Genomic DNA, 23,807 nt, shown 5'->3' with positions numbered 1-23,807 from the left:
TACGAATGGCGTAGGTATTTTTTAACTTTTGTTATACTATAACATAAATTTTTTTTGGTAATACACTCCCATGAATCGCATGATCGCTTTTTGCTTATGTGCATTATTTGCTAGTGTCACTTGGGCTCAAGCGCCTTTAGTGGTCTCTACTCATCCTATTTATCTGATTGCAAAAGAAATCACCCAAGGAGTAGAAGAACCTGTTTTGCTGTTAGGGAATCAGACCGGGCATGATGTACAGTTAACACCAGATAATCGAAAGACGATTATGGATGCTTCATTGGTGGTTTGGTTGGGTAAAGCACACGAAGCACCTTTAGAAAAAGTTCTTGGAGACAATGCTAAAGCCATCTCGATTCTTGACTCAGGTATTATTCAGGCGCTTCCACTTAGAAATCCTAAAGGCATTGCACTTAAAGACACGATAGATACTCATGTTTGGTTAGATCCAAACAATGCAGTACGTATAGGCTTCTTTATTGCTGCCTTGAGATCACAACAGCATCCTGAAAATAAAACTGCTTATTGGAACAACGCGAAAAAATTTGCCAATGAAATGTTGCTCGCTTCACAAAAAATTACCACAGCGGGTGCCGCACGTCCTTATTGGGCATATCACGATGCTTACCAATATCTTGAGCGTTCACTCAATTTAAAATTTGCAGGTGCAATGACGGATGACCCACATGTGGCACCGACTGTTACACAAATCAAGTTTTTAAACGATACGCGTCCTTACAAAAAAATGTGTTTACTTGCAGAAGCCAGTGCGAGTCCAAGTCAATATCGAAAATTGGGAGAAATTTCTTTTCAATCCGTTGATGAGACTTTAGCAAAACAACAAGATTTTGTGGTTGCATGGCAAGCTTTGGCACAACAGACACAAGCCTGCGTACTTAATGCACGAAAATGATGCAAAAATTAATCAACAAATGCTCATATGAAAAGCAGCCTGTATATCGAAAAAAACACGACTAAGGTCGGGAAAAGATTGCATGTTCAGGGGTGTAACTCTATAATGCCTGCGATTAAAAACGATCATCAGCTAAACTTGTCAAGCATTTATGCTGTGAGTGGATAAAAAATGAGCCAAACTAGTCGCTTGATTGACCGACGATTAGCAAAAGCTTTGGTCTATTTACAAGCATTAATGATACCTGTTTCAGCCTTGGTAGCGTGGGTCTTGAAAGACTCGACTGCGGCTTTAAGTGCAGCATTAGGTGCACTGTTATGTTGGCTTGCCAGTTGTTATTTTTCTTGGCAGTCGTTTCGAGCCGCTGGTGCACGTGCTTCAAAACAGGTTCTTTCGAACATGTATCGAGGCTTGATGGGCAAATTTGCAATTGTGATCGTTGGTTTCATTTTAATTTTAAGCAATGTTAAACCGTTATCCCCGGTAGCATTGTTTTGTGGTTTTATTCTCGTGCAGGCGATGTCGTGGGTTGCTCCATTTTGGGTAGCACGGCAACAAAAACGAGTATAAGCGCAGCAGAAATTGAAAATTTTTTTGGGGATTAACGAGATATCATGCAGCACGCGATATTCGTTAACCCTATTTATTATTTGACATTGACCAGGTGTGATTTATGGCTGCTGAAGAACATGCCCTGACTTCGACCGAGTATATCAAGCATCACTTGACCAATATGACCTATGGCAAAATGCCAGATGGTACTTGGAAATTGGCTGAGAATGGTGCAGAAGCTCAACAGATGGGGTTCACTGCTATTCACTTGGATTCAATGGGTTGGTCAATTGGCCTTGGTTTGATTTTCTGTTTGATATTCTGGTGTGTGGCGAAAGCTGCAAACTCTGGTGTTCCTACCAAGTTCCAGTCTGCAATCGAAATGATTATCGAGTTTGTTGACTCAAGTGTTCGTGATACGTTTCATGGTAAATCACGTTTAATTGCACCTTTAGCCTTGACCATTTTTGTGTGGATTTTCCTCATGAATGCGATGGACTTAATTCCTGTTGACTGGATTCCTTATCTAGCACAACAAATTGGTGCAAGTGTATTTGGCATGGACCCTCACCACGTTTACTTCAAGGTTGTTCCATCTACAGATCCTAACATTACCCTTGGTATGTCATTGTCTGTATTTGCGTTGATCTTGTTCTATAGTATCCGTGAAAAAGGCATCGGCGGTTTCGTTGGTGAATTAGCACTTAACCCATTTAATCCAAGTAACCCAGTTGCAAAAGCGTTATTGATTCCAGTGAACTTGATTCTAGAATTGGTAACATTCCTTGCACGTCCAATTTCATTGGCGCTCCGACTATTCGGTAACATGTATGCGGGTGAGTTGATCTTCATCTTGATCGCGTTGTTACCTTTCTGGATCCAATGGGCGTTGTCTGTGCCTTGGGCTATCTTCCACATTCTTGTTATTACGTTGCAAGCCTTCATTTTCATGATGCTAACAATCGTATACTTGAGCATGGCAAGCGAAAAACATTAATGGTATTGCCTAACTGTCATCAGGTGGTTAGGTATAATTTTTTTAATTTAATTTGGTATAAACCTAACCTCTGAGGAATTATCATGGAACTCACTTTAGGTCTAGTTGCAATTGCATCTGCTATCTTGATCGCTTTTGGTGCTTTAGGTACTGCGATTGGTTTTGGTCTTTTAGGCGGTCGCTTCCTTGAAGCTGTAGCTCGTCAACCAGAATTGGCTCCACAACTTCAAACTCGTATGTTCTTAATCGCGGGTCTTCTTGATGCTGTGCCTATGATCGGTGTTGGTATTGGCTTGTTCTTCATCTTCGCTAATCCATTTGTAGGTTAATCAGCTTAATTCCGAAATTCACTATTTGAGGAATTTGCAATGAATATCAACCTCACATTGTTTGGCCAAGCGATTGCATTTGCGATATTTGTCGCATTCTGCATGAAGTTTGTATGGCCACCACTAATCAATGCGATTAGTGAGCGTCAGCGTAAAATCGCTGATGGCTTAAACGCTGCGGAGAAAGCGAAAGCTGATCTTGCTGATGCACAAGCACAAGTTAAGCAAGAAATTGATGCGGCGAAAGCACAAGCGGCTCAATTGATCGAACAAGCGAACCGTCGTGCGGCACAATTGATCGAAGAAGCGCGTACTCAAGCATCTGCTGAAGGTGAGCGTATTCGTCAACAAGCGAAAGATGCTGTTGACCAAGACATCAATTCTGCTCGTGAAGAATTACGTCAACAAGTTGCTGCTCTTGCAGTTGCTGGTGCAGAGAAAATTCTGAACCAACAAGTTGACGCAGAAGCTCATAATGCCATGCTGAATCAGCTGGCTGCTAAACTTTAAGAGAGGCGAATATGGCTGAACTCTTGACGTTGGCACGCCCATACGCTAAAGCAGCATTTGCTTATGCATCTGAGCAAAATGCAACTGACGCTTGGTCAAATGCATTACAACTGCTCAGTGCTGCGGTGCAAGATGAAGCATTTTCCGCTTATTTAAATCGCCCTGAGTTGACACCTGCTGAGCAGGTTGGTCTTTTTGCGAAAGTTTTAGGTAACGAACAAACTGAAGCTGTGTCAAACTTTTTGACACTTCTTGCAGACAATGGTCGTTTAGCATTGTTACCTGAAATCGACACAGAATTTGAACAACTCAAATCGCAAAATAACAACACTGTAGATGTTGTGATTGAGTCAGCTTTCCCGCTGGACTCAGTGCAAGAACAGAAGTTGGCTCATGCGTTAGAAAAACGTTTGAACAGCGCTGTGAAAATTACAGTTGAAGTAAACCCAGCATTGATTGCTGGTGTTGTTATTCGTGCAGGCGACCAAGTGATAGATGATTCTGCGCTTAGCAAGCTTGAAAAAATGCGGACTCGTCTTCTAGCGTAATTGTTAAAAATAACTGCGAACAGAAGACTGAACTTTAAAAAGATTGAGGTATAGCGCAATGCAACAACTGAATCCATCCGAGATCAGTGCGCTCATTAAACAGCGTATCGGCGATCTGGACACCAGCGCGACCGCTAAGAACGAAGGGACCATTGTTATGGTTTCCGACGGTATTGTGCGTATTCACGGCCTTGCTGATGCAATGTACGGTGAAATGATCGAATTCGACGGCGGCTTATTTGGTATGGCACTGAACCTAGAACAGGATTCAGTGGGTGCCGTTGTCTTAGGTAACTACTTAAGCCTTCAAGAAGGTCAAAAAGCTCGTTGCACAGGTCGTGTATTAGAAGTTCCGGTTGGTCCAGAACTTTTAGGCCGTGTAGTAGATGCTTTGGGTAACCCAATTGATGGTAAAGGCCCTATTGATGCAAAACTTACTGATGCTGTTGAAAAAGTAGCACCAGGTGTTATTTGGCGTCAATCAGTGGATCAACCTGTACAAACTGGTTATAAATCAGTAGATACAATGATCCCTGTTGGTCGTGGTCAGCGTGAGTTGATCATCGGTGACCGTCAAACTGGTAAAACAGCAATGGCGATCGATGCGATCATTGCTCAAAAGCAGTCAGGCATTAAATGTGTATACGTTGCGATTGGTCAAAAACAATCAACAATTGCAAACGTAGTACGTAAGCTTGAAGAAACTGGCGCTATGGCGTACACGACTGTTGTAGCAGCAGCTGCTGCTGATCCTGCAGCGATGCAGTATCTAGCACCTTATGCTGGTTGTACAATGGGTGAGTACTTCCGTGACCGCGGTGAAGACGCGCTTATCATTTATGATGACTTGTCTAAACAAGCTGTTGCTTACCGTCAAATTTCATTGCTTCTTCGTCGTCCACCAGGTCGTGAAGCTTATCCAGGTGACGTGTTCTATCTTCATTCACGTCTACTTGAGCGTGCTTCTCGTGTATCTGCTGACTATGTTGAGAAATTCACGAATGGTGAAGTTAAAGGCCAAACTGGTTCATTAACTGCATTGCCAATTATTGAAACTCAAGCGGGTGACGTATCTGCATTCGTACCAACAAACGTAATTTCGATTACTGACGGTCAGATCTTCTTAGAAACATCATTATTCAACGCAGGTATTCGTCCTGCTGTGAACGCGGGTATCTCTGTATCACGTGTTGGTGGTTCTGCTCAAACTAAGATCATCAAAAAATTGTCAGGTGGTATCCGTACCGCTCTTGCACAATACCGTGAATTGGCTGCGTTTGCTCAGTTCGCTTCAGACCTTGACGAAGCAACTCGTAAGCAACTTGAACATGGTCAACGTGTAACTGAATTAATGAAGCAAAAACAATATGCTCCATATTCAATTGCTGACCAAGCAGTTTCAATTTATGCATCTAACGAAGGCTATATGGCTGACGTTGAAGTGAAGAAAATCGTAGACTTTGATACTGCGTTGATCTCTTACTTCCGTTCAGAGCATGCTGCGTTAATGCAAAACATCGATGCAACTGGTAACTACGACAAAGACATCGAAGCTGCAATTAAAGCAGGTATTGAAAGCTTTAAAGCGACTCAAACTTACTAAGATTCAACGATGTTGAATCTAGTTAAGGTTTGGTTCACGGATCAACCTTCGGAAGCTCGAAAGGGCTTTCGAATACTAGGTTAAGCGTATGGCAAATTTAAAAGAAATTCGCGCCAAAGTAGCTAGTATCAAAAGCACGCAGAAAATTACTCGCGCGATGCAGATGGTAGCAGCTTCTAAGATGCGTCGTGCGCAAGAGCGCATGGCTCAGGGCCGTCCGTATGCCGAAAATATGCACCGTGTAATTGCTCATTTGGTACAAGCGAATCCTGAATACAAACATCGTTATATGGTTGAACGCCCAGTAAAACGCGTTGGCTATATCATTGTTTCTTCAGATCGTGGTCTTGCTGGTGGTTTGAACATTAACTTGTTCAAAAAAGTGGTTAAACACGTCCAACAGCAACAAGAGCAGTCAATTGAAGTTCAATTTGCTTTGATTGGTCAAAAAGCGGTTTCGTTTTTTAAAAACTACGGCGGTAAAGTACTTGGAGCAACTACAAACGTAGGTGATGCACCAAGTCTTGAACAGTTAACTGGTTCTGTACAGGTGATGTTAGATGCATTCGATAAAGGCGAATTAGATCGTATTTATCTTGTGTCAAACGGCTTTGTCAATGCCATGACTCAAAACCAAAAAATCGAACAACTCGTTCCTTTGGCTGCGGCTGATACGAACGAAGATCTTAACCGTCAATATGGTTGGGATTACTTATATGAACCAGAAGCTGAAGAGCTTTTAAATGGTTTGTTGGTTCGTTACATTGAGTCTATGGTTTATCAAGGTGTGATTGAAAACATCGCATGTGAGCAATCTGCACGTATGGTTGCAATGAAAGCTGCAACTGATAACGCAGGTGAGCTTATCAAGAGCCTACAACTCATTTATAACAAGCTGCGTCAAGCCGCGATTACTCAGGAAATTTCTGAGATCGTTGGTGGTGCCGCTGCCGTTTAACATTATTTTGAATTGAGGAGACAGCAATGAGTAGCGGTCGTATCATTCAGATCATCGGCGCGGTTATCGACGTCGAGTTTGAACGCAACAGCGTTCCTAAGATCTATGACGCTCTCCAAGTTGACGGTACTGAAACTACTTTAGAAGTTCAGCAACAACTTGGTGATGGTGTAGTTCGTACCATCGCAATGGGATCTACTGAAGGTCTTAAACGTGGTCTAAACGTGTCTAATACTGGTGCGCCAATTTCTGTACCAGTAGGTACTGCATGTTTAGGTCGTATCATGGACGTTCTTGGTCGCCCAATCGACGAAGCTGGTCCTGTAGCGACTGAAGAGCGTTTACCGATTCACCGTCAAGCACCTTCTTATGCTGAACAAGCAGCTTCTACTGACCTTTTAGAAACAGGTATTAAAGTCATTGACTTACTTTGCCCGTTTGCAAAAGGTGGTAAAGTTGGTTTATTCGGTGGTGCCGGTGTTGGTAAAACTGTAAACATGATGGAATTGATCAACAACATCGCGAAAGCACACTCAGGTTTATCTGTGTTTGCTGGTGTTGGTGAGCGTACTCGTGAAGGTAACGACTTCTATCACGAGATGAAAGATTCTAACGTTCTTGACAAAGTAGCAATGGTCTACGGTCAGATGAATGAGCCACCAGGTAACCGTTTACGCGTAGCGTTAACTGGTTTGACGATGGCGGAATACTTCCGTGATGAGAAAGATGAAAACGGTAAAGGCCGTGACGTATTGTTGTTCGTTGACAACATTTACCGTTACACATTGGCTGGTACTGAAGTATCTGCTCTTTTAGGTCGTATGCCATCTGCAGTAGGTTACCAACCGACGCTTGCAGAAGAGATGGGTGTTCTTCAAGAACGTATTACATCGACTAAGTCTGGTTCGATTACATCTATCCAAGCGGTATATGTACCTGCCGATGACTTAACAGATCCATCGCCTGCAACTACATTTGCTCACTTAGATGCAACTGTAGTATTGAGCCGTGACATCGCATCTTCTGGTATTTATCCAGCGATCGATCCACTTGACTCTACTTCACGCCAGTTAGATCCATTGGTTGTTGGTGCTGAGCATTATGAAATTGCACGTTCTGTACAGAACGTATTGCAACGTTATAAAGAGCTTAAAGACATCATTGCGATCTTGGGTATGGACGAGTTAGCTGAAGAAGACAAACTTACTGTGTACCGTGCACGTAAGATTCAACGTTTCTTCTCTCAACCGTTCCACGTAGCTGAAGTGTTTACTGGTGCTCCTGGTAAACTTGTACCACTTAAAGAAACAATTCGTGGCTTTAAAGGTCTTCTAGCTGGTGAATACGATCACATCCCAGAACAAGCGTTCTATATGGTTGGTGGTATTGACGAAGTGATCGCTAAAGCCGAGAAGCTTTAATTAGCAACTCTCATTTAGGAGATTCACATGTCGACTATGCAATGTGATGTTGTAAGTGTTAAAGAGTCTTTGTACTCAGGCACTGTGACAATGCTTATCGCAAAAGGTGCTGGCGGTGAATTGGGTATTATGCCTGGTCACGCGCCGTTAGTCACTTTGCTCAAGCCGGGCGCGATTCGCGTTCTGCTTGAAAACGGTACAGAAGAGTTAATCTATGTATCTGGTGGTGTTCTAGAAGTTCAACCGCATGTCGTTACGGTTCTTGCAGATACTGCAGTTCGTGCTGACAACTTAGATGAAGCTGCAATTCTTGAAGCACGTAAAAATGCTGAACAGTTGCTTGCAAATCAAAAGAGCGATTTGGACGCTGCTGCTGCTTTGGCTGCGCTTGCAGAAACTGCTGCTCAGTTGGAAACCATCCGCAAAATCAAAAACCGCGCTCAATAAGACGCAGTTGGCGATTGAAAAACCACCCGAGAGGGTGGTTTTTTTATGGTTAAAAATATATATTTACTAAATAAAATTATTTAGCGCAGTAATTTGTAAATGTTTAATTGTTACGAGATAGAAAGTGTAGAGAATATTAAATCTATACTTTAAGCAGAGAACACTTTTTTCGTATTTGATACGAATGTATTACTTAATCTATATTTTTATCAATCAGAAACATTAGAGAAGATTTTTTCTTCTATTGAACATGTAAAAGATAGAGCCTTCATTCCATTTCAAGTACGACTAGAATTTGAGAATAGAAGACTAAATATTATTTCAAATAATTTAAATAAATATAATAAACTAAAAAGTATTTTAAATGATGGAAAGGATTCGATATATAAAAGTATAGTTGATAAACAAGTATATAAAGATCAAATTAAATTTACTCAGTCAAAGGATTAATAGATCGAAAAGTTCATTAAAGTTAATAATGTACGAAGTATTAGATACAAAGTATATGCATTGTTATTAAAGTTCACCCACTTTTTTACTAATATTTGGAAGATACAGAGTTTCTTTAGGTAACAAAGCCGTTGCTTCATCCAATTTTCCATCAAAAACCAACTGATGTACATGTTGCGCTTCTTGGGTAATGTCTGTGATATTCACAATCCAATCCTGAATATAGTGTTGAACGGCTTCACCTGTTAACCCAATTTGAATTGCACGATAGTCCAAAGGTTCTAAGTATAGATTTCTTTCTGGATCCCATTGAATACGTACTGGATGTTGATCTTTAAAATGTTGCCAAGTTTCATTGTCCATGTGTTCAGCTTTATGGCTTGTACAACTATGTTCTAAAGCCCAATCGAAACCTTGTTTAGATATATCAATCGCAAGTATGCTTTTCTGTCCTTCATCTTTATAACCCCATCCACAGCGATACATCATCCATAAATAAGATGGTTTAATCCAAGTCATACGGCTTTCTTTAAAAAATGGATTATTTAAGAAACCATGTTTTACCGCATGTTGTGCAAGGGGAGGATTGTATGCTTGATAAACGCGTATGGTATTTTCGGCTTGAAATGCACGTATTTGTTTAAAATTATTCATTTTTCTCCAATAGAAATTGTGTTTTTATAAATTGTTTTTTTAGCAAGATGCTTAAGTTCTTTTGTTGTCTCTTGAATTATTCTATATGAAATTTTATTAATTGGCAATATGACACTTTAAAATTTATTATAAAGCTAAGTGATTTGATACATTTTTTGCTAAAGTCGAATTTTCAATTCATTGCTAAGTTTATATGTTAAAACATTGTATTTAGAATAAATCACTATGCACCTCATTGACCAACAAGCACACTTTTGGGAACTCTACCAAGCCCAAGACCAATACTATCTCAGTATTGCTGTCGATATGAGCTCAGTTGTATCTTGTTGGGATATTGCACTCACTGAAGCAGATATTGCGCAATATCAGCACAAAGGACGAATTGCAATCGAAGATTTGGCAAATTCAATTGTGGCAGAAACCTATCGTGGTGATTTTTCCAATTTAGAACGCAATAAAGTCCCTGTACAAATTCAACAACAAATGCAAATGGCATTTAAAGTATGGAAAACAGCGCAAGACTAAATTTTTATAGATCAACAGGCTGAATTGCAAAACCATCGTTTGGAATGAGTTTTACTTTAAATAACGTATCAAAGCCTTCAGAAATTTTGGGAATTTCAAGTTTATAAAAGGTCGCTTTTACTCCCTTTTCGGGAATATTGGCTTTACCTGAGCGTTGAGCATTACGCTGTAAAGTACGGTCGAGGTCTGTTTCAAAATAATAAGAAATAACTTGAAAACCTACAGCTTTGGCACGTTGAATATAACGGGCGCGATCTATCTGGCGCATGTTGGTATTGTCGATCACAATTTTGGTTTTTGAAGCCAACTCTGCTTCAAAGATCATATTCTCACGATGCCTTGTTTTCAGCATATCTAAATTGATACGTAAATGCGTATGGTAAAAATAGTGTTGATAAAATGTTGATTTACCAGAAGCTTGTACACCTGTGAATAGAATCAGTTGCATGAAACACTACAAAAATACGATGAATTCCGTATTAAACCATGTTTATGAATTTTGCTACAATTGATTCAATGTTGAGAACGCTTATAAATCTAAAATGAAAAAATATACTCAATTTCGCTCTATATTTTCCGTATTTATTTTCGGCAGTCTGAGTGCTTGTCAAAGTCAGTTTGTCACTACACCGAACCTACCCACTGAAGCCAATTTGGTGGCAAATTCAGTCAATAATGGTTTGGAAACGGAGTTGAATATTGATTATATTATTGCCTTTAAAAACTTAAAAATGGCATATGGTCAATGTGTTGCTTTTACTGGTGAACATGAGTTTGTATTTACTGACAATAAATTAGAACAAGATCTGGAAATGGGGACTTTATTCGCACGTACAGAGGGTGGAGCCTATTTATCAAAAACTCTGGTGGAATCTATTGGTAAGAATAGAACCCGATTAACACTATTCTTACCAGTAGGTTATAAATCTGCTCAAGCACGTTTTAAACTTGATGCAAAACGAGCATTAGGACAAGATCCGTCATGTAATGTTGCAAAGCCTATCTAAATGAATCAATCAGATGTCGGATCAACTTTGTTCAGAAGAAGCTGTATCTTTTGAGTTGGGAATCATCATACTGGCAAGTTTAAGCATATCCATCTGAATATTATTCATTTGCTGTTCAATTTTCTTGAAATCAACTTTTGAAATATCCAAGTCGCCATTTAAAAGTGCAGAGTTAAGAAGTTGCTGATTACTCTGTAAAACTTGCTGGCGTAAGCCATCTATTTCCTGACTTTTTAGATCTAGGGAAATTAAAGCAGTGTTAAAGCCCTGTAGCTCTCGACTCAGATCTTTTACAGTTTGTTGTAAGACAACATGATCTTTAGATTGAATAGCTTGTTGCAAATCAGACTGAGTCTGTTGCAGTTTCTCAATATAATCACCCGTTTTTAATTGAACATCGGCGACATCGCGAGCGATATAAAACAGGTTACCCGATTTTAAATCCTCAGCGCTTTTATGGGGCACTTCTGATTTTTGCTCAAGTGCTGAATCAGATGCTTGAGTTGATTCAGTCTGTTGAGTGTCTTGTTGTTGATGTGATTGTTCAGCGGCTTGATTACAGCCCAAAAGTAAAATGCCTGAAGTAAAAATAATAAAAGGTAAAACAGCACCTTGTAGTAACTTTTTCATTGAAATCCAAAATTCATTTGATGGGCTATGTAGTGAATATAGGATGCAAAAATGTAGAGATTGAGGATTGTTGCAAAGGGCATACAGACTGTAACGTGAACCATTCAATTCTTTAAAAGAGTCAAATACGAGTGCAATGGTTGCACTCGTACGCTTATTTAATCGTGAGTATCGAATGTTCTATAAAATGAGGCTAAAGTCTTTAGAGCATCAATTTACGATGTTTAGTATCAAGTTGCGCTGTTATTTAAAGTTGTGTTGTTATTTAGCCAATTCAGCTTCGATTGCTGAAGTGATGCGTGGGTCATCAGCAGTAATATCTGGTGCAAAACGTGCCACAATTTCACCATTTTTTCCAATTAAGAACTTCTCAAAGTTCCAAAGCACTTCTGGTTTAGGATTTGGCGTTAAACCGTAATCGACTAAATCTTTCCACCATGGACCTTCACCAATTCGCTCTGGAATTGAATGAATTAAAGTATCATAGAGCGGGTGCTTGTCATCGCCAGCCACAGAAATTTTTGCAAAAAGTGGGAAGTCGACATTGTAGGTCAATGAACAAAATTGCTCGATCTCATCATTGCTACCGGGTTCTTGAGCAAGAAAGTTATTTGCAGGAAAGCCTAAAACTTCAAATCCTTGATCTTTTTTTTCGGTATAAAGTTTTTCAAGCCCCTCATATTGTGGCGTTAGCCCACATTTAGAAGCAACATTGACAATTAACAGGACTTTACCTTGATATTGATTCAAGGTAACTGGCTCACCTTTGATGGTATTGACTGGAATATCGTATACAGAATTGCTCATGGCTTTATCCTTAAACATTAAGTCTTCAAGTAGAAAAATATGTTTAATGTTTTAACGATATTGCATGATTTCGGCAAGTTGCATTTGTATCTAAGTGCAAATAAAAAAAGCAGATCAAGAGACCTGCTTTTAGCATGAATCAAATTGAATTGATTATGGTGCAGCATTGGCTTTCGTTTGAAGCGCTTGCATTTCAGTTAACAGGCTTTGCTGTAACTCAGTACCTTTCTTTTGAAGTTCCATAATTTTTTGTGGATCTGGTGAACTTGCTAAACCAGCTTCAGACATTTCAACGCCTAGGTTGTTTGATTCTTTCATTTTGTCACGTACTGATGCAACTTCAGTACTCTTAAGTGCTAAACCATCAAGGTCTTTGTTGAAGCCATCAACATAAGTTTTCATTTTATCAACAACGCCTTTCAGCGCATCTTTATCACCTTTTTGAGCAGCTTGCATAACTTCAGTTTGGAAGTTTAATGCTTCTTTTGCTTTCGCTGTAGACATTGTTTGAAGTGCAGTTAAGTCACTTTTGATATCCGCAGTATTGTTGGTGCTGAGTGAAACAGCCGCAGCAGCTGGTTTGCTGTCTGTACCAGACGTAGCATCTGCTGGTTTTTTGTCACACGCAGTTAAAGCCAATGCTGAAGCACATAGCGTAGCAAGTAGTAATTTTTTCATTATAAAACCCTTCATTATTTAAAATTCTTAAGAACCTGACCCTAAGTCTACATATTCATAAAGTTATATGCTTAATTTTGAGCATAAGATGCAAAATGCACAATTTTAAGGCAATTTTCTATAGTATTTTTGTACATAAGCTTAGCAATAAAGTGAAAATTGTCACTCAAAAGAGGTCCTAATCTAAATATTTCGCATCTGAGCAGGTGTCTGCTGTGTATAACGTTTAAAAAATTCAATAAAGCTAGAAGTGTGTTGGTATCCCAATTCTAGGCTGATTTTTTTCACTGAAAAACCTTGTTGAATCAGTGAAATAGCATGAATGATTTTGGCACGATTGCGCCATTCAGACAGAGACAGTTTTAGCGAATCTTGGCTGAGTCGAAGTGCGTGTCGTTCAGTAATTTGAAAGCTATCTAAAATTTCCTGTAAGCCGCGGTTAAATTGTTGGGTATCTGAAAGCTGTTCAAGAATTGGCTTTAAAATGGGATGATTTGTTTGCGGTAAATAGTGTTCATAACAGGGGCTATTTTGAATTTGATCAACCAACAGTTGTAATAGGTGTTGATGATATGTTGGAGAAGGAATTCCTTGCTTTTGCTGATCCAAAATTTCTTCAATGGTATGACGCAAAAATGGTCGAATACTTAATGTTTGTGTGTTGCTTGACAACTGTTGGCAAAGCTGCGGATGAAGACGGATACAAATATAATGTGTTAATAAATCATCGACCGCTGTACAGCAATGTTCAGTTTGCGGGGGAATCCATAAACCATAACTGGGCGGTGATAAATAAGTTTGATCTGCAACTGTCAGCTCTAAAGTACCATTTAGGCTTAAATTGAAGTCACCCCATAAATTACAATGAGGGGTGACGACATCATGTTTCTGATAGAAAAATTCTTCTACGGAAATCAGATTGGAATACATGGTTAAAAGTTTTAACTCTCACATTGCATAGCATTGGTTTCAGTTTTTGGATTATTTAAGCCTCGACTCAAAGTGAAAATTGAAATAAAGGCTAAAAGAATAAAGCTAAGTACACTATACAATAAAATGTTGGCATTAAAATGATCAACAATATAGCCGCCGATCAAAGCACCTGTTGCAATCATTACTTGGAAAAAACCAACAAATAAAGGCATGCCTTTTTCAACTGCATGAGGCGCATGTAAAAACATCCATATATTGGCTGTTGTTGGAAACGCACCAAATGCAAAACCCCACAGCGCAGTCAGAATAAATGCACCAATCGGTTGAATTGCCAAGAGTGGGAAGCCGAAGAACACAATTCCAAAACAAATTGCGACAAAGGCAAAAGTATAGCGAACATTTAAATTACCACTGTAACCAGCAAACGCATTCCCAAATACGCCAGCTACACCAAATAGTAACAAGAGTGAACTGATGGTTGCATTATCAAAACCTGCTGAATTTTTGAAAAATGGTGTGAGATAACTAAATGAAGAAAAGTGAGCTAAACCAATTAATAAGATAATAATTAAACCTTGTCTGGCTTTATTGATTCTTAATAGAGCAGGTAAATCTTTAAAATGGATGGCTGATTCTGGTTTTAGACTCGGGATAAATTTGACACCCAGCAACAACACAATAAATCCAATGACAGCGGTAATGGCAAATGATGTACGCCAACCATAAGCATCACTGAGCCATGTGCCAATTGGCACACCAAGTACAGTCGCTAAAGTTACACCAGCCATAACCGTCGCTGTTGCTTTGGCAATAGGCAGGTGTCTCGGAGCTAAACGACCACTTAAAGCAATGGCAGTTGCCCAGAAGCCACCAATGGCAAAACCAAGAATAAAACGGCTGATTAATAAAATTTCAAAATTCGGTGCAATTGCAGTAATGGCATTGGTAATAACCATGGTTGCAGCAAGGGCGAGTAGCAAATAACGTCGATCTAAATTTTTTACCAGTACGGGTAACAATGGAGCCGCTAAGGCTGCCATGATGCCTGGTAATGTAATCATTAACCCTGCTGTACCCACAGAGACATGCAAATCTGTAGAAATGCTATTCAGAACACCAATAGGAAGGAATTCGCTGGTGACCAAAGCGAAAGCAGTGACAGCAACGGTAAGCAGTGCTAGCCAACTGCCTTGATTACTGGGGGCAACCTCTGATGAAGGTTGTTGCGAAATTTCTGATTGCATCATGTTCATGAATATAGTCCTGATGAAAGCATGAGAATGTGAGAGGGAGTTTTAATTGATTAGCGATCGTTATAAAAATAAAATATTTGATTAATTCTTAGCTGTCAATTAATTTAATAATGTTTGTTATAAAAATATGTGTGAAGATTATGGCGGATTCTGAAGAGCATGATTTAGTCGCGGAAAAACAGGTGATTAAACGCGGACGTGGTCGCCCCAAATGTTTTGATGAGCAACAGGCATTGCACAAAGCGATGTTGTTGTTCTGGGAATTTGGTTATGAGGCGACATCGATGAGTGATTTAACCAAAGCACTCAATCTTACTGCACCGAGTATTTACAGTAGTTTTGGTGATAAATCACAGTTTTTTTATGCCTGTTTAGCCTATTACTTAAAACATGAGGCTTGTTCACTAGATATTATTTTTCAACAAGCCAAGACCGCAAAAATTGCGATTGAACTTTATCTGCATGAAAATCTTAAAAAACTTGTTCAACAGAATAAACCAACAGGCTGTATGTTGGTGACAGCAACCATCAATTGTTCTCAAGAACATGCGCCAATTCAACATGATTTACTACTCAAAAGACAGCAAGTCAAAGAAAGAATTTATCAACGCTTAGAGCAAGGGATAAAAGATGGTGATCTAAATCCACAAGCTGATTTACAAGCAATGGCAGATTATTATTCTACGGTGATCCAAGGTTTAACCATGCAAGCTCGTGATGGTGTGGGGTTAAAACAGTTGCAAAATGTGGTGGCACTGGCAATAAAAACTTGGGACTTATTTTAGGTTTGAGAATATTCGGTAATATCAATACCTTACAGTGATTTGTCTGAAAAACCCTATAGATGTCTGAAATGCCATATTTAAATTGATTCAGACTTCATTGATAATTCTTGCAAGTTCTCATGAATAGTGGAAGTTATGTACACCAACACGAAACCTATGTGGTGGGCAGTCAGTTTACCCATTATCGCTGTCTTGATCTGGTCACTCAATATTGCAGTGACACGTTATGTCACAGATTATATTTCACCTGTCAGTATTAGTTTTTATCGCTGGTTGGTGGCATTTATTCTTTTGACTCCTTTTATGTTGTCTAAGGTCTGGCAGCAACGGGATTTAATCCGTCAACACTTTGTTCAATTTGCCGTACTGAGTGCTTTTGGGATGTTCTTGTACCAAGGTTTGGCATATAGTGCGGCGCATTACACCACTGCAACGAATATGGGGATTATCAATGCCTTTATTCCAGTATTTACGATACTGGTATCGATGATGTTGTTGCGTGAAATTCCAAATCGCTATGCAGTGATCGGGAGCATATTGTCTTTTGCAGGATTAGTGTATGTGATCGGGCGTGGAGATTTTGCTAATTTGACTCAATTGGCAGGTCATTCTGGTGATCTGATCATGGTCTTAGCTGTGTTCTTTTATGCCTTTTATGGCGTATTTTTAAAGAAATGGCAATTAAAAGTGCCCTTACTCCTGAGTCTATATGTACAAATCGCATTTACTTTGATTTATCACTTACCTTTTGTATTTTATTTAGGGATCGATACGATAAATGCGAGTAATGTTGCCAGTGTGCTGTATGCAGGTGCATTCCCATCCCTGATCGCACCTTTACTTTGGATGATGGCGGTTCAATATTTGGGTCCAAATCGAACCAGTATTTTTATGAACTTAATGCCTGTATTTACCGCCATTATTGCGTATTTTTGGTTACATGAAGATTGGACGATTTATCATACAATTGGTGGAATCATCATTTTGGTCGGTATTGCTTTGGCACAAAAAAAGTCACATAGTGTCAAAAAAAGTAAATCTATTTCTGCATCTTAAATTTAAAATGAGTGAAATTTATACGATTAATCAACTATTTTGTGTTCTGATTCAGTATTAAATTCACTCAAAAATTATTTTTAATTAAGAATTTAGCGTTCAAAATCTTAAATAATAAAATAAATTTAACTACTTAAATATATTGCGAGTTTGTAATCAATTGCTGATTATAAAGTATGATTAAAAAATAGGCGGAATAATATGTTTGTATTCGAAAAATATTTATAGGATAATATTTTTCATCGAGCCAATTAAGAATTTCTTAATGAAACTGGCTTACACTGTATTTATCAAATTCATCATACCCTCTGGATGTGATTAACCGCATCCTTTTTTATACTCAGCCAACCCTATATATGGCTGAGTTTTTTTTTGCTTTTTTTAATGTCAATTTTCACAAAAGATGACGTGTTGATTGAGATATTTCTGATTAATCACGAATGATTTGCCCAGTTGAGGCATCAATAATTTTGCTTGGCTCTCGGCTTAAACCTAAATCACCATTTAAATAATTCAATTCTGAGCCAAAATAGTGACTGGCTTCTTGTAGTGAGCGAGCTGGTGTTAAACTTGCAGGATTGGCGCTGGTTGAAACAATAAAACCATTAAATGCATTGCACAAAGCTGTACATAATGGGTGATTGGTGACTCGAACAGCGACTTGTGTATGTTGACCTTTGATCCATTGTGGAATCTGTTCGTCTGCTGGAAGTAACCATGTTGTCGCTCGTTCCGTGTGAGAACGTTGAGTCCAAGATTGTATGATTTGTTCACGAATACTTGAGTCTACATTTGTTAGTAGATGTTCAACTTGCGAAAGCTGACCTGCCAGTAAGATGACCCCTTTTTCAATAGGGCGTTGCTTGAGTCTAAGAATTTCTAAAAATGCATGTTCATTAAATGGGTCGCAACCTAGACCCCATACCGCCTCTGTTGGATAAGCCAATACTTTACCTTGTTGAAGAATTTGTGCAGCTTCAGCAACTGAGGTTGTAATCATTGATGTTCACCTTGTCAGTTCGAAAAAATAGAAGGCTATTGTGAACCTTAATAGCTGACTCGGCAACGTAAGTATAGTCCAGATTGTTGAATGCAGAGTCCCAACAGTTCTAATTCCATCAAATAACTGGTTAATTGTGCGGTGTTGAGTTTGGATTTTTGAGCCAATGTATCTAGGTCTTGCCCAATCCAATCTAGTAATTGGTAGAGTTGGAATAAATATTCAGGAATTTCAGGGGGCTGTGAGTTGGTTTCAGCTTGCTGTGTACATTGCCATTGGGTGGGTAGAGCTAAATCTTCCACAATTTGTTCAGGATGATCAACAAGGATTGCACCCTCACGAATGAGTTGATGGCAACCTTGGTGGTGTTCTCCATAAATATGCCCAGGAATGGCAAAAATAATTTTACCTTGTTCAGCCGCCGTTTGAGCGGTAATTAATGAGCCGCTACCCAATTGTGCTTCTGCGACAAGAACACCTAGACTTAAACCGCTCACAATACGATTTCGATAAGGAAAATTACGTGAAATAGGCTGAGTCTCTGGAAGATACTCACTGATGATGCTTCCAGAATTTTGTAGAATTTGCTCTTGTAACTTTCGATTTTGGCTTGGATAAACTAAATCTAACCCTGTACCAATCACAGCAATGGTTCGCTGGTTTTTGAGACCACCCATATGTGCAGCTTCATCAATTCCTTGCGCTAACCCGCTGGTAATAAAAAAGCCTTTTTCACTTAAATAATAAGCAAAATCATATGCCACTTGTTTTCCATGCGGACTGGCTTTTCGACTACCGACAATTGCAATCTGAGGTTGACTCAAGTTTTGTGAAGACCCTTTTCCAAATAAAATTGGAGGATGGTTTTGATAAGGAAGCAGTTGTTGTGGGTAATTTGAATCGGTATCTAACAGAATAAAATCACTATGTTGTTGGATTTTATCTAAGCATATTTTAAATTGGGATTGTCCTTGTGCTGTTACAAAGACATTGGCTCGCTCGATATGATTTTTATGAATTTTAAGTTCAGACCAGCGGGGTAAGCTTTCTGGAGCTACCGCTTTTGCAATAGAACCAAAATAACTCTCTAGCTTACGGAAGGCGCTGGTTGAGTGTTGAACCAAATACCAAAGTTGAATGGCATTCAATTGATGATCGGGTATTTGATTCAACATATTTACATCACATTACTGAAAAATCACTGATCTGTAATCGCAGGTGGTTTGATCTCAGCACCTATTTTAATCGGTAAGTTGCTTTCTAAAATATAAGCATAACTCAGATGATCAAAACTTTTAAAAATCATCAGTGTACCAATTTGCTGACTTGGTAATTTTACCGATTCCTTGGTTTTTGGATCACGAACAACTTCACCTTGTTGATAAATACTAAATACTTGTCCAGGTTTCGCACCTTGTAAGTTACCGCGATCAATAGTGACCACACTGTGTTGCGCTGCTGTACCAATCGAACCTTGGACACGCACCACTTTACCACCAGTACTCACTTCATTAGTGGTGGTTGGATAGAACAAGCTCGGTAGTTCTGCATCATAGCTAGGAAGAACATAATCACCTTTACGAACTTCGGCATTGTAGCTCTTGGTCAATTCAAGTGTGGTGACATCATTTTCACCCGCCGTTGCGATTGCTGAAGCAACTTCAGATAACTCCAGTCCCGCATTAAACTTTTTACCTTCCGCATTGAGGAACATATAAGGTTTACCTTCGCGGTAAATGCCATAGCGCTGACCTACCACTAAGCCATTTCCGCGTGCATATACGGTTTGACCAGCACCCGTAATCACACGATTATCAGCAGCACCAATGGTATAAGGAATATTTTGTAAAGACTCAGGACTGATGACAATGCTGTGTTCTAGCCACGGTTGAATATCAGATAGAGGAATCACCGAAATTGCACTGTTTAATGACTCCACACGTACTTGTGGACGTAAAGATGTTCCACCTTGATGACGACGAATAATACCCTCACAACCATCACCTTCATCCACGCCGATTAATGGACGACCATCTAAAGTACATAACAGTAATTTATCGCCAGGATAAATCCAGTGTGGATTTTTAACATGTTTATTGCTTGCCCAGATTTCAGGCCAACGCCACGGCTTACTTAAAAATTTCCCTGCGATATCCCATAAGGTATCACCACGTTTCACCACATAAACATTGGGTGCACTGGATTTGAGTGCAGGTGGATTAACATTTGGGCTTGCATGTGTCATTTCCATGTAAGTGAATCCTGCACTTAAACATAGTGTCACAGCAAGTAACTGTTTCTTGAACCCCTTGGCATGAAAACCTGTTATGCCAGTTAAAACCTTTTTCATTATCATAATTCCTAAAATTATGTCTCTATATGCGTTATAATACGCATATTACACACATTTTTTTAATGAAGCATATTCTTCATTTAGTTTTAAGATCAATGGCATAGCAACAGAGGATACAGTATGGCCTTATTACCAATTTTAAGTTTTCCTGATCCCCGTTTACGTACCATTGCAAAACCTGTCGATGCTGTAACTGATGAAATTCGTCAATTAGCAGCTGACATGTTTGAAACCATGTATGAAGCGCCAGGTATTGGTCTGGCTGCTACACAGGTCGATCAACATATTCAACTTATCGTCATGGATTTGTCTGAAAATAAAGACCAACCTATGGTGTTCATTAACCCCAAAATAACACCACTTACAGAAGAAACATTCTCTTATGAAGAGGGATGTCTTTCTGTTCCCCAAATATACGATAAAGTTGAGCGTCCGTCACGAGTTAAAATCGAAGCAATTGACCTTGATGGTAAAGCTTTTGAGCTTGAAGCGGATGAATTATTGGCTGTGTGTATTCAACATGAAATGGACCACTTAAACGGTAAGTTATTTGTTGACTATTTATCTCCGTTGAAGCGTCAACGTGCACGTGAAAAAGTTGAAAAAGTCGTGCGTCAACGTGAAAAGCAGAAAGTTCCTGCAAAACGTTGATATAGAGAATTGAAAGTTAAAAGTTTCTTGAATTTTTCTTCAATACAAAGCCCAATTTTGTTTGGGCTTTGTTATACTCTGGCTCGAAAAATGTTGAGACGAACGTTTTGTTGAGAATAGGTTTACTGCTGGGTTTCACCGCAGTTTTTTTACAGATTGCTGTATTTTTACAGCCTTTGCTACCGAAGCAATATCAAATTGCGCCGGTCTGTGAAACTATTACTCAAGCTTTAGTGCAAAGTCACTTTTATGAGAAACATCAACAAAGTACTCATCATCAACATCATTCGGCTTCTTTGACGCAGGAGGCTTCGGGTCATCAGCATCTGATGGCACATCATGAGCCTGCTGTACAAGAACAGACAAGCCATCATCATGATGCAGGTCACCAATGCCAATACTGTACAGTCTATGGCAATCTGGTTTTACCTCCAGAACTTGAAGTCAAAGAAATCTTAGATCGTATCCAAGTACGTCTGGTTGCATTTCAAAAAGCATTTCGACATGTTTATTTTGTCCTGCAACGCTTATTTTTACTTCCTCAAGGACGCGCTCCGCCCGTTTTCGCTTAAATCAAAACTTTTTTAGGAACTTTTTGTCGAGGTCCTGATGCTGCTTTGTCGCAGCTCATATTTATGATTTAAGAGAAAGAAAATGGCTCAACCTCAATTTTTTTTACAGCCCTTAGCGGCTGCGATTTCTATCGCTTGTTATTCAGTAACCGCTTTTGCTCAAGATCAGCAGGAAACTGCTCAACTCACACCGATTGTTGTGACAGCTCAGCTCAATAATGACGCCAACGGATTGATTGTTCATGCTGATCCTAAACAGCCAATTCAGCCTGTACCTGCAACAGATGGTGCGGACTATCTACAAAGTATCGCGGGTTTTAACGCCATTAAAAGTGGTGGAACCAATGGTGATGTTACGTTCCGTGGCATGTTTGGTACACGAATCAAAATATTGACAGATGGTACAGAAAACTTAGGCGCATGCCCTGCACGAATGGATGCACCAACATCATATATTCAACCTGAAAGCTTTGATCGAATTTCAGTCGTGAAAGGACCACAAACCGTTCAATATGCCAATACAGGTTCAGCAGCAACTGTCATTTTTGAGCGTCAGAAACCAACATTGACTGATGAGAAAAACTATCTCGGTCAAGCCAGTGTTTTGGTCGGATCTTTTGGGCGTTTGGACCACAACATTGAAGCTGCTGTTGGCGACAGTAAAAAATATTTACGTGTCAATGCCAACCGTTCTGAATCCAATAGCTATGAAGATGGTGATGGTCATAAAGTTCCATCTTCTTGGGAGCGCTGGAATACGGACTTGGCTCTGGGATGGACACCCAATGAGGATACTTGGGTTGAACTAACAGGCGGTAAAGCAGATGGTGAGGCTGAATATGCCGGTCGAACCATGGATGGCTCGCAGTTTGCTCGTGAAAGCCTTGGTCTACGTTTTGAGAAAAAAAATCTGAGCCCTGTGATTAAAAAACTCGAAGGGCAGGTTAATTATAGTTATAACGACCATATTATGGATAATTATAGTTTACGTAAGCCAAGTCCTGAATTGGTTATGAATAACAAACATGAGATGGTGTTAAATCATTCCGATATGGAGGTGACACGCCGTACTTTAAATAGCCGTTTAGCCATGACCAGTGAATGGGATAAGTTAAGTTTAATTACAGGGATAGATTCACAATTTAATAAGCATGGTGGAGATATGGTGTCTCCAAAAATGAATATGCCTTTTGCGCTTAATATGAAATTTCAGTCTTATGGTGCATTTGGTGAGTTAGGCTATCAGTTTAATGATGCCTACAAGTTGGTGACAGGTGCTCGTTTAGATCAAGTGAATGTAAAGGATTTAAGAGCAGAATCAAAAGCAAAAGGGCTTAATCTTGAGTTAGATAAAACATTACCAAGTGCCTTTATACGTTTAGAAGGTCAGCATCCTGAACATAATGCCAAGTCTTATATTGGTTTAGGTTATGTGGAACGTGTTCCAGATTATTGGGAGCTTTTTAGTTCAGCTCATGGTAATCCTGGTACACCTAATGCTTTTAACGGCTTAGATACTGAAAAAACTTTACAGTTGGATCTTGGTTATCAATACCAACATGGTCCTTTCAGCGCATGGACATCAGCTTATGCTGGGTTGATTAATGACTTTATTTTATTGAGTTATCATAATCATCCAACAGGTGGAATGGATGGGCATAGTCATGGTTCATCATTTAGTGCGGGTGCAAAAAATGTCGATGCAACCATTGCAGGTGCAGAAGCTGGGGTAGGTTACCAATTTACTGATGCCATTCAAGCTGATCTTAGTGCAATGTATGCATGGGGTGAAAATACCGACACACATCAAGCATTACCACAAATTGCACCATTAGAAGGACGTTTAAACTTACGATATGTGCAAGATCAATATTCTTTTGGATTGTTATGGCGTGCTGTGGCAAAACAAGATCGTATTAGCCTAAACCAAGGTAATATCGTGGGTTATGATACAGGTGAAAGCAAAGGCTTTACCACTTTGGCTCTAAATGCTTCTTACAACATTCAAAAAAATCTGAATTTGTCTGTTGGTGTCGATAATGTATTCGATAAAACCTATACCGAACATTTGAATAAGTTAGGTGTTGGCGCTGATGGTCAAGTCGGCACACAGCAATTTAATAATACTGGGCGTAACTATTGGGCGCGCGTGAGCATGAAATTTTAATTTTACCG

Annotated in this window: 27 protein-coding genes and 1 pseudogene; 18 read left to right on the top strand and 10 right to left on the bottom strand. The window is 39.4% G+C overall.

Translation table 11 applies throughout. From position 1 onward, the window contains the following. The first annotated feature begins 70 nt into the window (after positions 1-70). From F938_RS19815 to F938_RS25050, 11 genes and pseudogenes are all read left to right on the top strand, one after another. Positions 71-913: a metal ABC transporter substrate-binding protein gene (locus F938_RS19815; RefSeq protein ID WP_004831993.1), complete on the top strand. Its 843-nt coding sequence runs from the start codon at positions 71-73 to the stop codon at positions 911-913. A 171-nt stretch (positions 914-1,084) separates the two neighbouring features. Then, positions 1,085-1,483, top strand: a complete 399-nt coding sequence (locus F938_RS19810) for an ATP synthase subunit I (protein ID WP_005034576.1) — start codon at positions 1,085-1,087, stop codon at positions 1,481-1,483. 103 nt (positions 1,484-1,586) lie between these two features. Continuing rightward, positions 1,587-2,462, top strand: a complete 876-nt coding sequence (atpB, locus tag F938_RS19805; protein ID WP_004831991.1) for a F0F1 ATP synthase subunit A — start codon at positions 1,587-1,589, stop codon at positions 2,460-2,462. An 83-nt stretch (positions 2,463-2,545) separates the two neighbouring features. Further along, entirely contained in the window at positions 2,546-2,791 is a 246-nt protein-coding gene (atpE, locus tag F938_RS19800; RefSeq protein WP_000424060.1) for a F0F1 ATP synthase subunit C, read from the top strand. A 39-nt stretch (positions 2,792-2,830) separates the two neighbouring features. After that, positions 2,831-3,301 carry a F0F1 ATP synthase subunit B gene (locus F938_RS19795; protein WP_004831990.1) on the top strand — a complete coding sequence of 157 codons (471 nt, stop codon included), beginning with the start codon at positions 2,831-2,833 and terminating at the stop codon, positions 3,299-3,301. 11 nt (positions 3,302-3,312) lie between these two features. Next, complete coding sequence (locus F938_RS19790; protein ID WP_004831989.1) at positions 3,313-3,849, top strand: F0F1 ATP synthase subunit delta; 537 nt, start codon at positions 3,313-3,315, stop codon at positions 3,847-3,849. A 58-nt stretch (positions 3,850-3,907) separates the two neighbouring features. Next, positions 3,908-5,452, top strand: coding sequence for a F0F1 ATP synthase subunit alpha (gene atpA, locus F938_RS19785; protein ID WP_004831988.1), 1,545 nt, complete (start codon positions 3,908-3,910; stop codon positions 5,450-5,452). A gap of 88 nt (positions 5,453-5,540) precedes the next feature. Beyond that, a complete protein-coding gene (gene atpG, locus F938_RS19780; protein WP_004831987.1) occupies positions 5,541-6,410 on the top strand; it encodes a F0F1 ATP synthase subunit gamma in 870 nt (289 codons plus the stop codon). A gap of 26 nt (positions 6,411-6,436) precedes the next feature. Next, on the top strand, positions 6,437-7,831 hold the full coding sequence (gene atpD, locus F938_RS19775; protein ID WP_004831984.1) for a F0F1 ATP synthase subunit beta: 1,395 nt from the start codon (positions 6,437-6,439) through the stop codon (positions 7,829-7,831). Between the two features lie 27 nt (positions 7,832-7,858). Continuing rightward, positions 7,859-8,278, top strand: coding sequence for a F0F1 ATP synthase subunit epsilon (locus F938_RS19770; RefSeq protein WP_004831982.1), 420 nt, complete (start codon positions 7,859-7,861; stop codon positions 8,276-8,278). Between the two features lie 180 nt (positions 8,279-8,458). Continuing rightward, positions 8,459-8,728 (top strand): annotated as a pseudogene (locus F938_RS25050) (PIN-like domain-containing protein); the annotation flags it as partial. A 66-nt stretch (positions 8,729-8,794) separates the two neighbouring features. On the opposite strand, the gene F938_RS19765 reads toward F938_RS25050, so the two are convergent. Then, a complete protein-coding gene (locus F938_RS19765) occupies positions 8,795-9,382 on the bottom strand; it encodes a DUF4291 domain-containing protein (protein ID WP_005034571.1) in 588 nt (195 codons plus the stop codon). 225 nt (positions 9,383-9,607) lie between these two features. On the opposite strand from F938_RS19765, the gene F938_RS19760 reads away from it, so the two are divergent. Further along, positions 9,608-9,907 carry a hypothetical protein gene (locus F938_RS19760; protein WP_005034568.1) on the top strand — a complete coding sequence of 100 codons (300 nt, stop codon included), beginning with the start codon at positions 9,608-9,610 and terminating at the stop codon, positions 9,905-9,907. Between the two features lie 4 nt (positions 9,908-9,911). Here the strand turns inward: F938_RS19760 and F938_RS19755 are convergent, their stop codons facing one another. Further along, positions 9,912-10,355 (bottom strand): ATP-binding protein, encoded by a 444-nt coding sequence (locus F938_RS19755; protein ID WP_005034566.1) that lies wholly within the window; start codon positions 10,353-10,355, stop codon positions 9,912-9,914. A gap of 94 nt (positions 10,356-10,449) precedes the next feature. On the opposite strand from F938_RS19755, the gene F938_RS19750 reads away from it, so the two are divergent. Continuing rightward, a complete protein-coding gene (locus F938_RS19750) occupies positions 10,450-10,914 on the top strand; it encodes a hypothetical protein (protein ID WP_005034564.1) in 465 nt (154 codons plus the stop codon). Positions 10,915-10,935: 21 nt separating this feature from the next. Here F938_RS19750 and F938_RS19745 read toward each other — a convergent pair whose 3' ends face one another. The 5 genes from F938_RS19745 to F938_RS19725 all read right to left on the bottom strand — a co-directional run bounded on the left by F938_RS19745 (position 10,936) and on the right by F938_RS19725 (position 15,215). Beyond that, positions 10,936-11,544 (bottom strand): hypothetical protein, encoded by a 609-nt coding sequence (locus F938_RS19745; RefSeq protein WP_005034561.1) that lies wholly within the window; start codon positions 11,542-11,544, stop codon positions 10,936-10,938. Between the two features lie 261 nt (positions 11,545-11,805). Next, complete coding sequence (locus F938_RS19740) at positions 11,806-12,351, bottom strand: glutathione peroxidase (RefSeq protein ID WP_004831969.1); 546 nt, start codon at positions 12,349-12,351, stop codon at positions 11,806-11,808. A gap of 153 nt (positions 12,352-12,504) precedes the next feature. Further along, positions 12,505-13,029, bottom strand: a complete 525-nt coding sequence (locus F938_RS19735) for a hypothetical protein (protein ID WP_005034558.1) — start codon at positions 13,027-13,029, stop codon at positions 12,505-12,507. A gap of 183 nt (positions 13,030-13,212) precedes the next feature. Beyond that, positions 13,213-13,959, bottom strand: a complete 747-nt coding sequence (locus F938_RS19730) for a helix-turn-helix domain-containing protein (RefSeq protein WP_005034555.1) — start codon at positions 13,957-13,959, stop codon at positions 13,213-13,215. A gap of 11 nt (positions 13,960-13,970) precedes the next feature. Then, a complete protein-coding gene (locus F938_RS19725; RefSeq protein ID WP_005034553.1) occupies positions 13,971-15,215 on the bottom strand; it encodes an MFS transporter in 1,245 nt (414 codons plus the stop codon). Positions 15,216-15,355: 140 nt separating this feature from the next. Here F938_RS19725 and F938_RS19720 point away from each other — a divergent pair, with 140 nt between their 5' ends. Both F938_RS19720 and F938_RS19715 read left to right on the top strand, forming a co-directional pair. Then, positions 15,356-16,000 carry a TetR/AcrR family transcriptional regulator gene (locus F938_RS19720; RefSeq protein WP_005034551.1) on the top strand — a complete coding sequence of 215 codons (645 nt, stop codon included), beginning with the start codon at positions 15,356-15,358 and terminating at the stop codon, positions 15,998-16,000. A 156-nt stretch (positions 16,001-16,156) separates the two neighbouring features. Next, positions 16,157-17,056: a DMT family transporter gene (locus F938_RS19715; RefSeq protein WP_004831959.1), complete on the top strand. Its 900-nt coding sequence runs from the start codon at positions 16,157-16,159 to the stop codon at positions 17,054-17,056. Positions 17,057-17,486: 430 nt separating this feature from the next. Here F938_RS19715 and F938_RS19710 read toward each other — a convergent pair whose 3' ends face one another. The 3 genes from F938_RS19710 to F938_RS19700 are packed head-to-tail and all read right to left on the bottom strand — an operon-like array spanning position 17,487 to position 20,406. Then, positions 17,487-18,056: an L-threonylcarbamoyladenylate synthase type 1 TsaC gene (locus F938_RS19710; RefSeq protein WP_005034549.1), complete on the bottom strand. Its 570-nt coding sequence runs from the start codon at positions 18,054-18,056 to the stop codon at positions 17,487-17,489. Positions 18,057-18,103: 47 nt separating this feature from the next. Next, positions 18,104-19,231, bottom strand: a complete 1,128-nt coding sequence (gene dprA / locus F938_RS19705) for a DNA-processing protein DprA (RefSeq protein ID WP_005034547.1) — start codon at positions 19,229-19,231, stop codon at positions 18,104-18,106. A 23-nt stretch (positions 19,232-19,254) separates the two neighbouring features. Next, on the bottom strand, positions 19,255-20,406 hold the full coding sequence (locus F938_RS19700; protein ID WP_005034545.1) for a LysM peptidoglycan-binding domain-containing protein: 1,152 nt from the start codon (positions 20,404-20,406) through the stop codon (positions 19,255-19,257). Between the two features lie 123 nt (positions 20,407-20,529). Here F938_RS19700 and def point away from each other — a divergent pair, with 123 nt between their 5' ends. From def to F938_RS19685, 3 genes are all read left to right on the top strand, one after another. Continuing rightward, positions 20,530-21,060, top strand: a complete 531-nt coding sequence (gene def, locus F938_RS19695) for a peptide deformylase (RefSeq protein ID WP_004831951.1) — start codon at positions 20,530-20,532, stop codon at positions 21,058-21,060. A 68-nt stretch (positions 21,061-21,128) separates the two neighbouring features. Further along, a complete protein-coding gene (locus F938_RS19690) occupies positions 21,129-21,632 on the top strand; it encodes a DUF2946 family protein (protein ID WP_370469256.1) in 504 nt (167 codons plus the stop codon). A gap of 82 nt (positions 21,633-21,714) precedes the next feature. Further along, positions 21,715-23,799: a TonB-dependent copper receptor gene (locus tag F938_RS19685; RefSeq protein ID WP_005034542.1), complete on the top strand. Its 2,085-nt coding sequence runs from the start codon at positions 21,715-21,717 to the stop codon at positions 23,797-23,799. Positions 23,800-23,807: the final 8 nt, after the last annotated feature.

Origin of the sequence: Acinetobacter bereziniae LMG 1003 = CIP 70.12, assembly GCF_000368925.1 — a bacterium.
Classification (GTDB): Bacteria; Pseudomonadota; Gammaproteobacteria; order Pseudomonadales; family Moraxellaceae; genus Acinetobacter; species Acinetobacter bereziniae.
The sequence above is the reverse complement of the archived record's forward strand: the minus strand, read 5'-3'. Positions and strand labels throughout refer to the sequence as shown.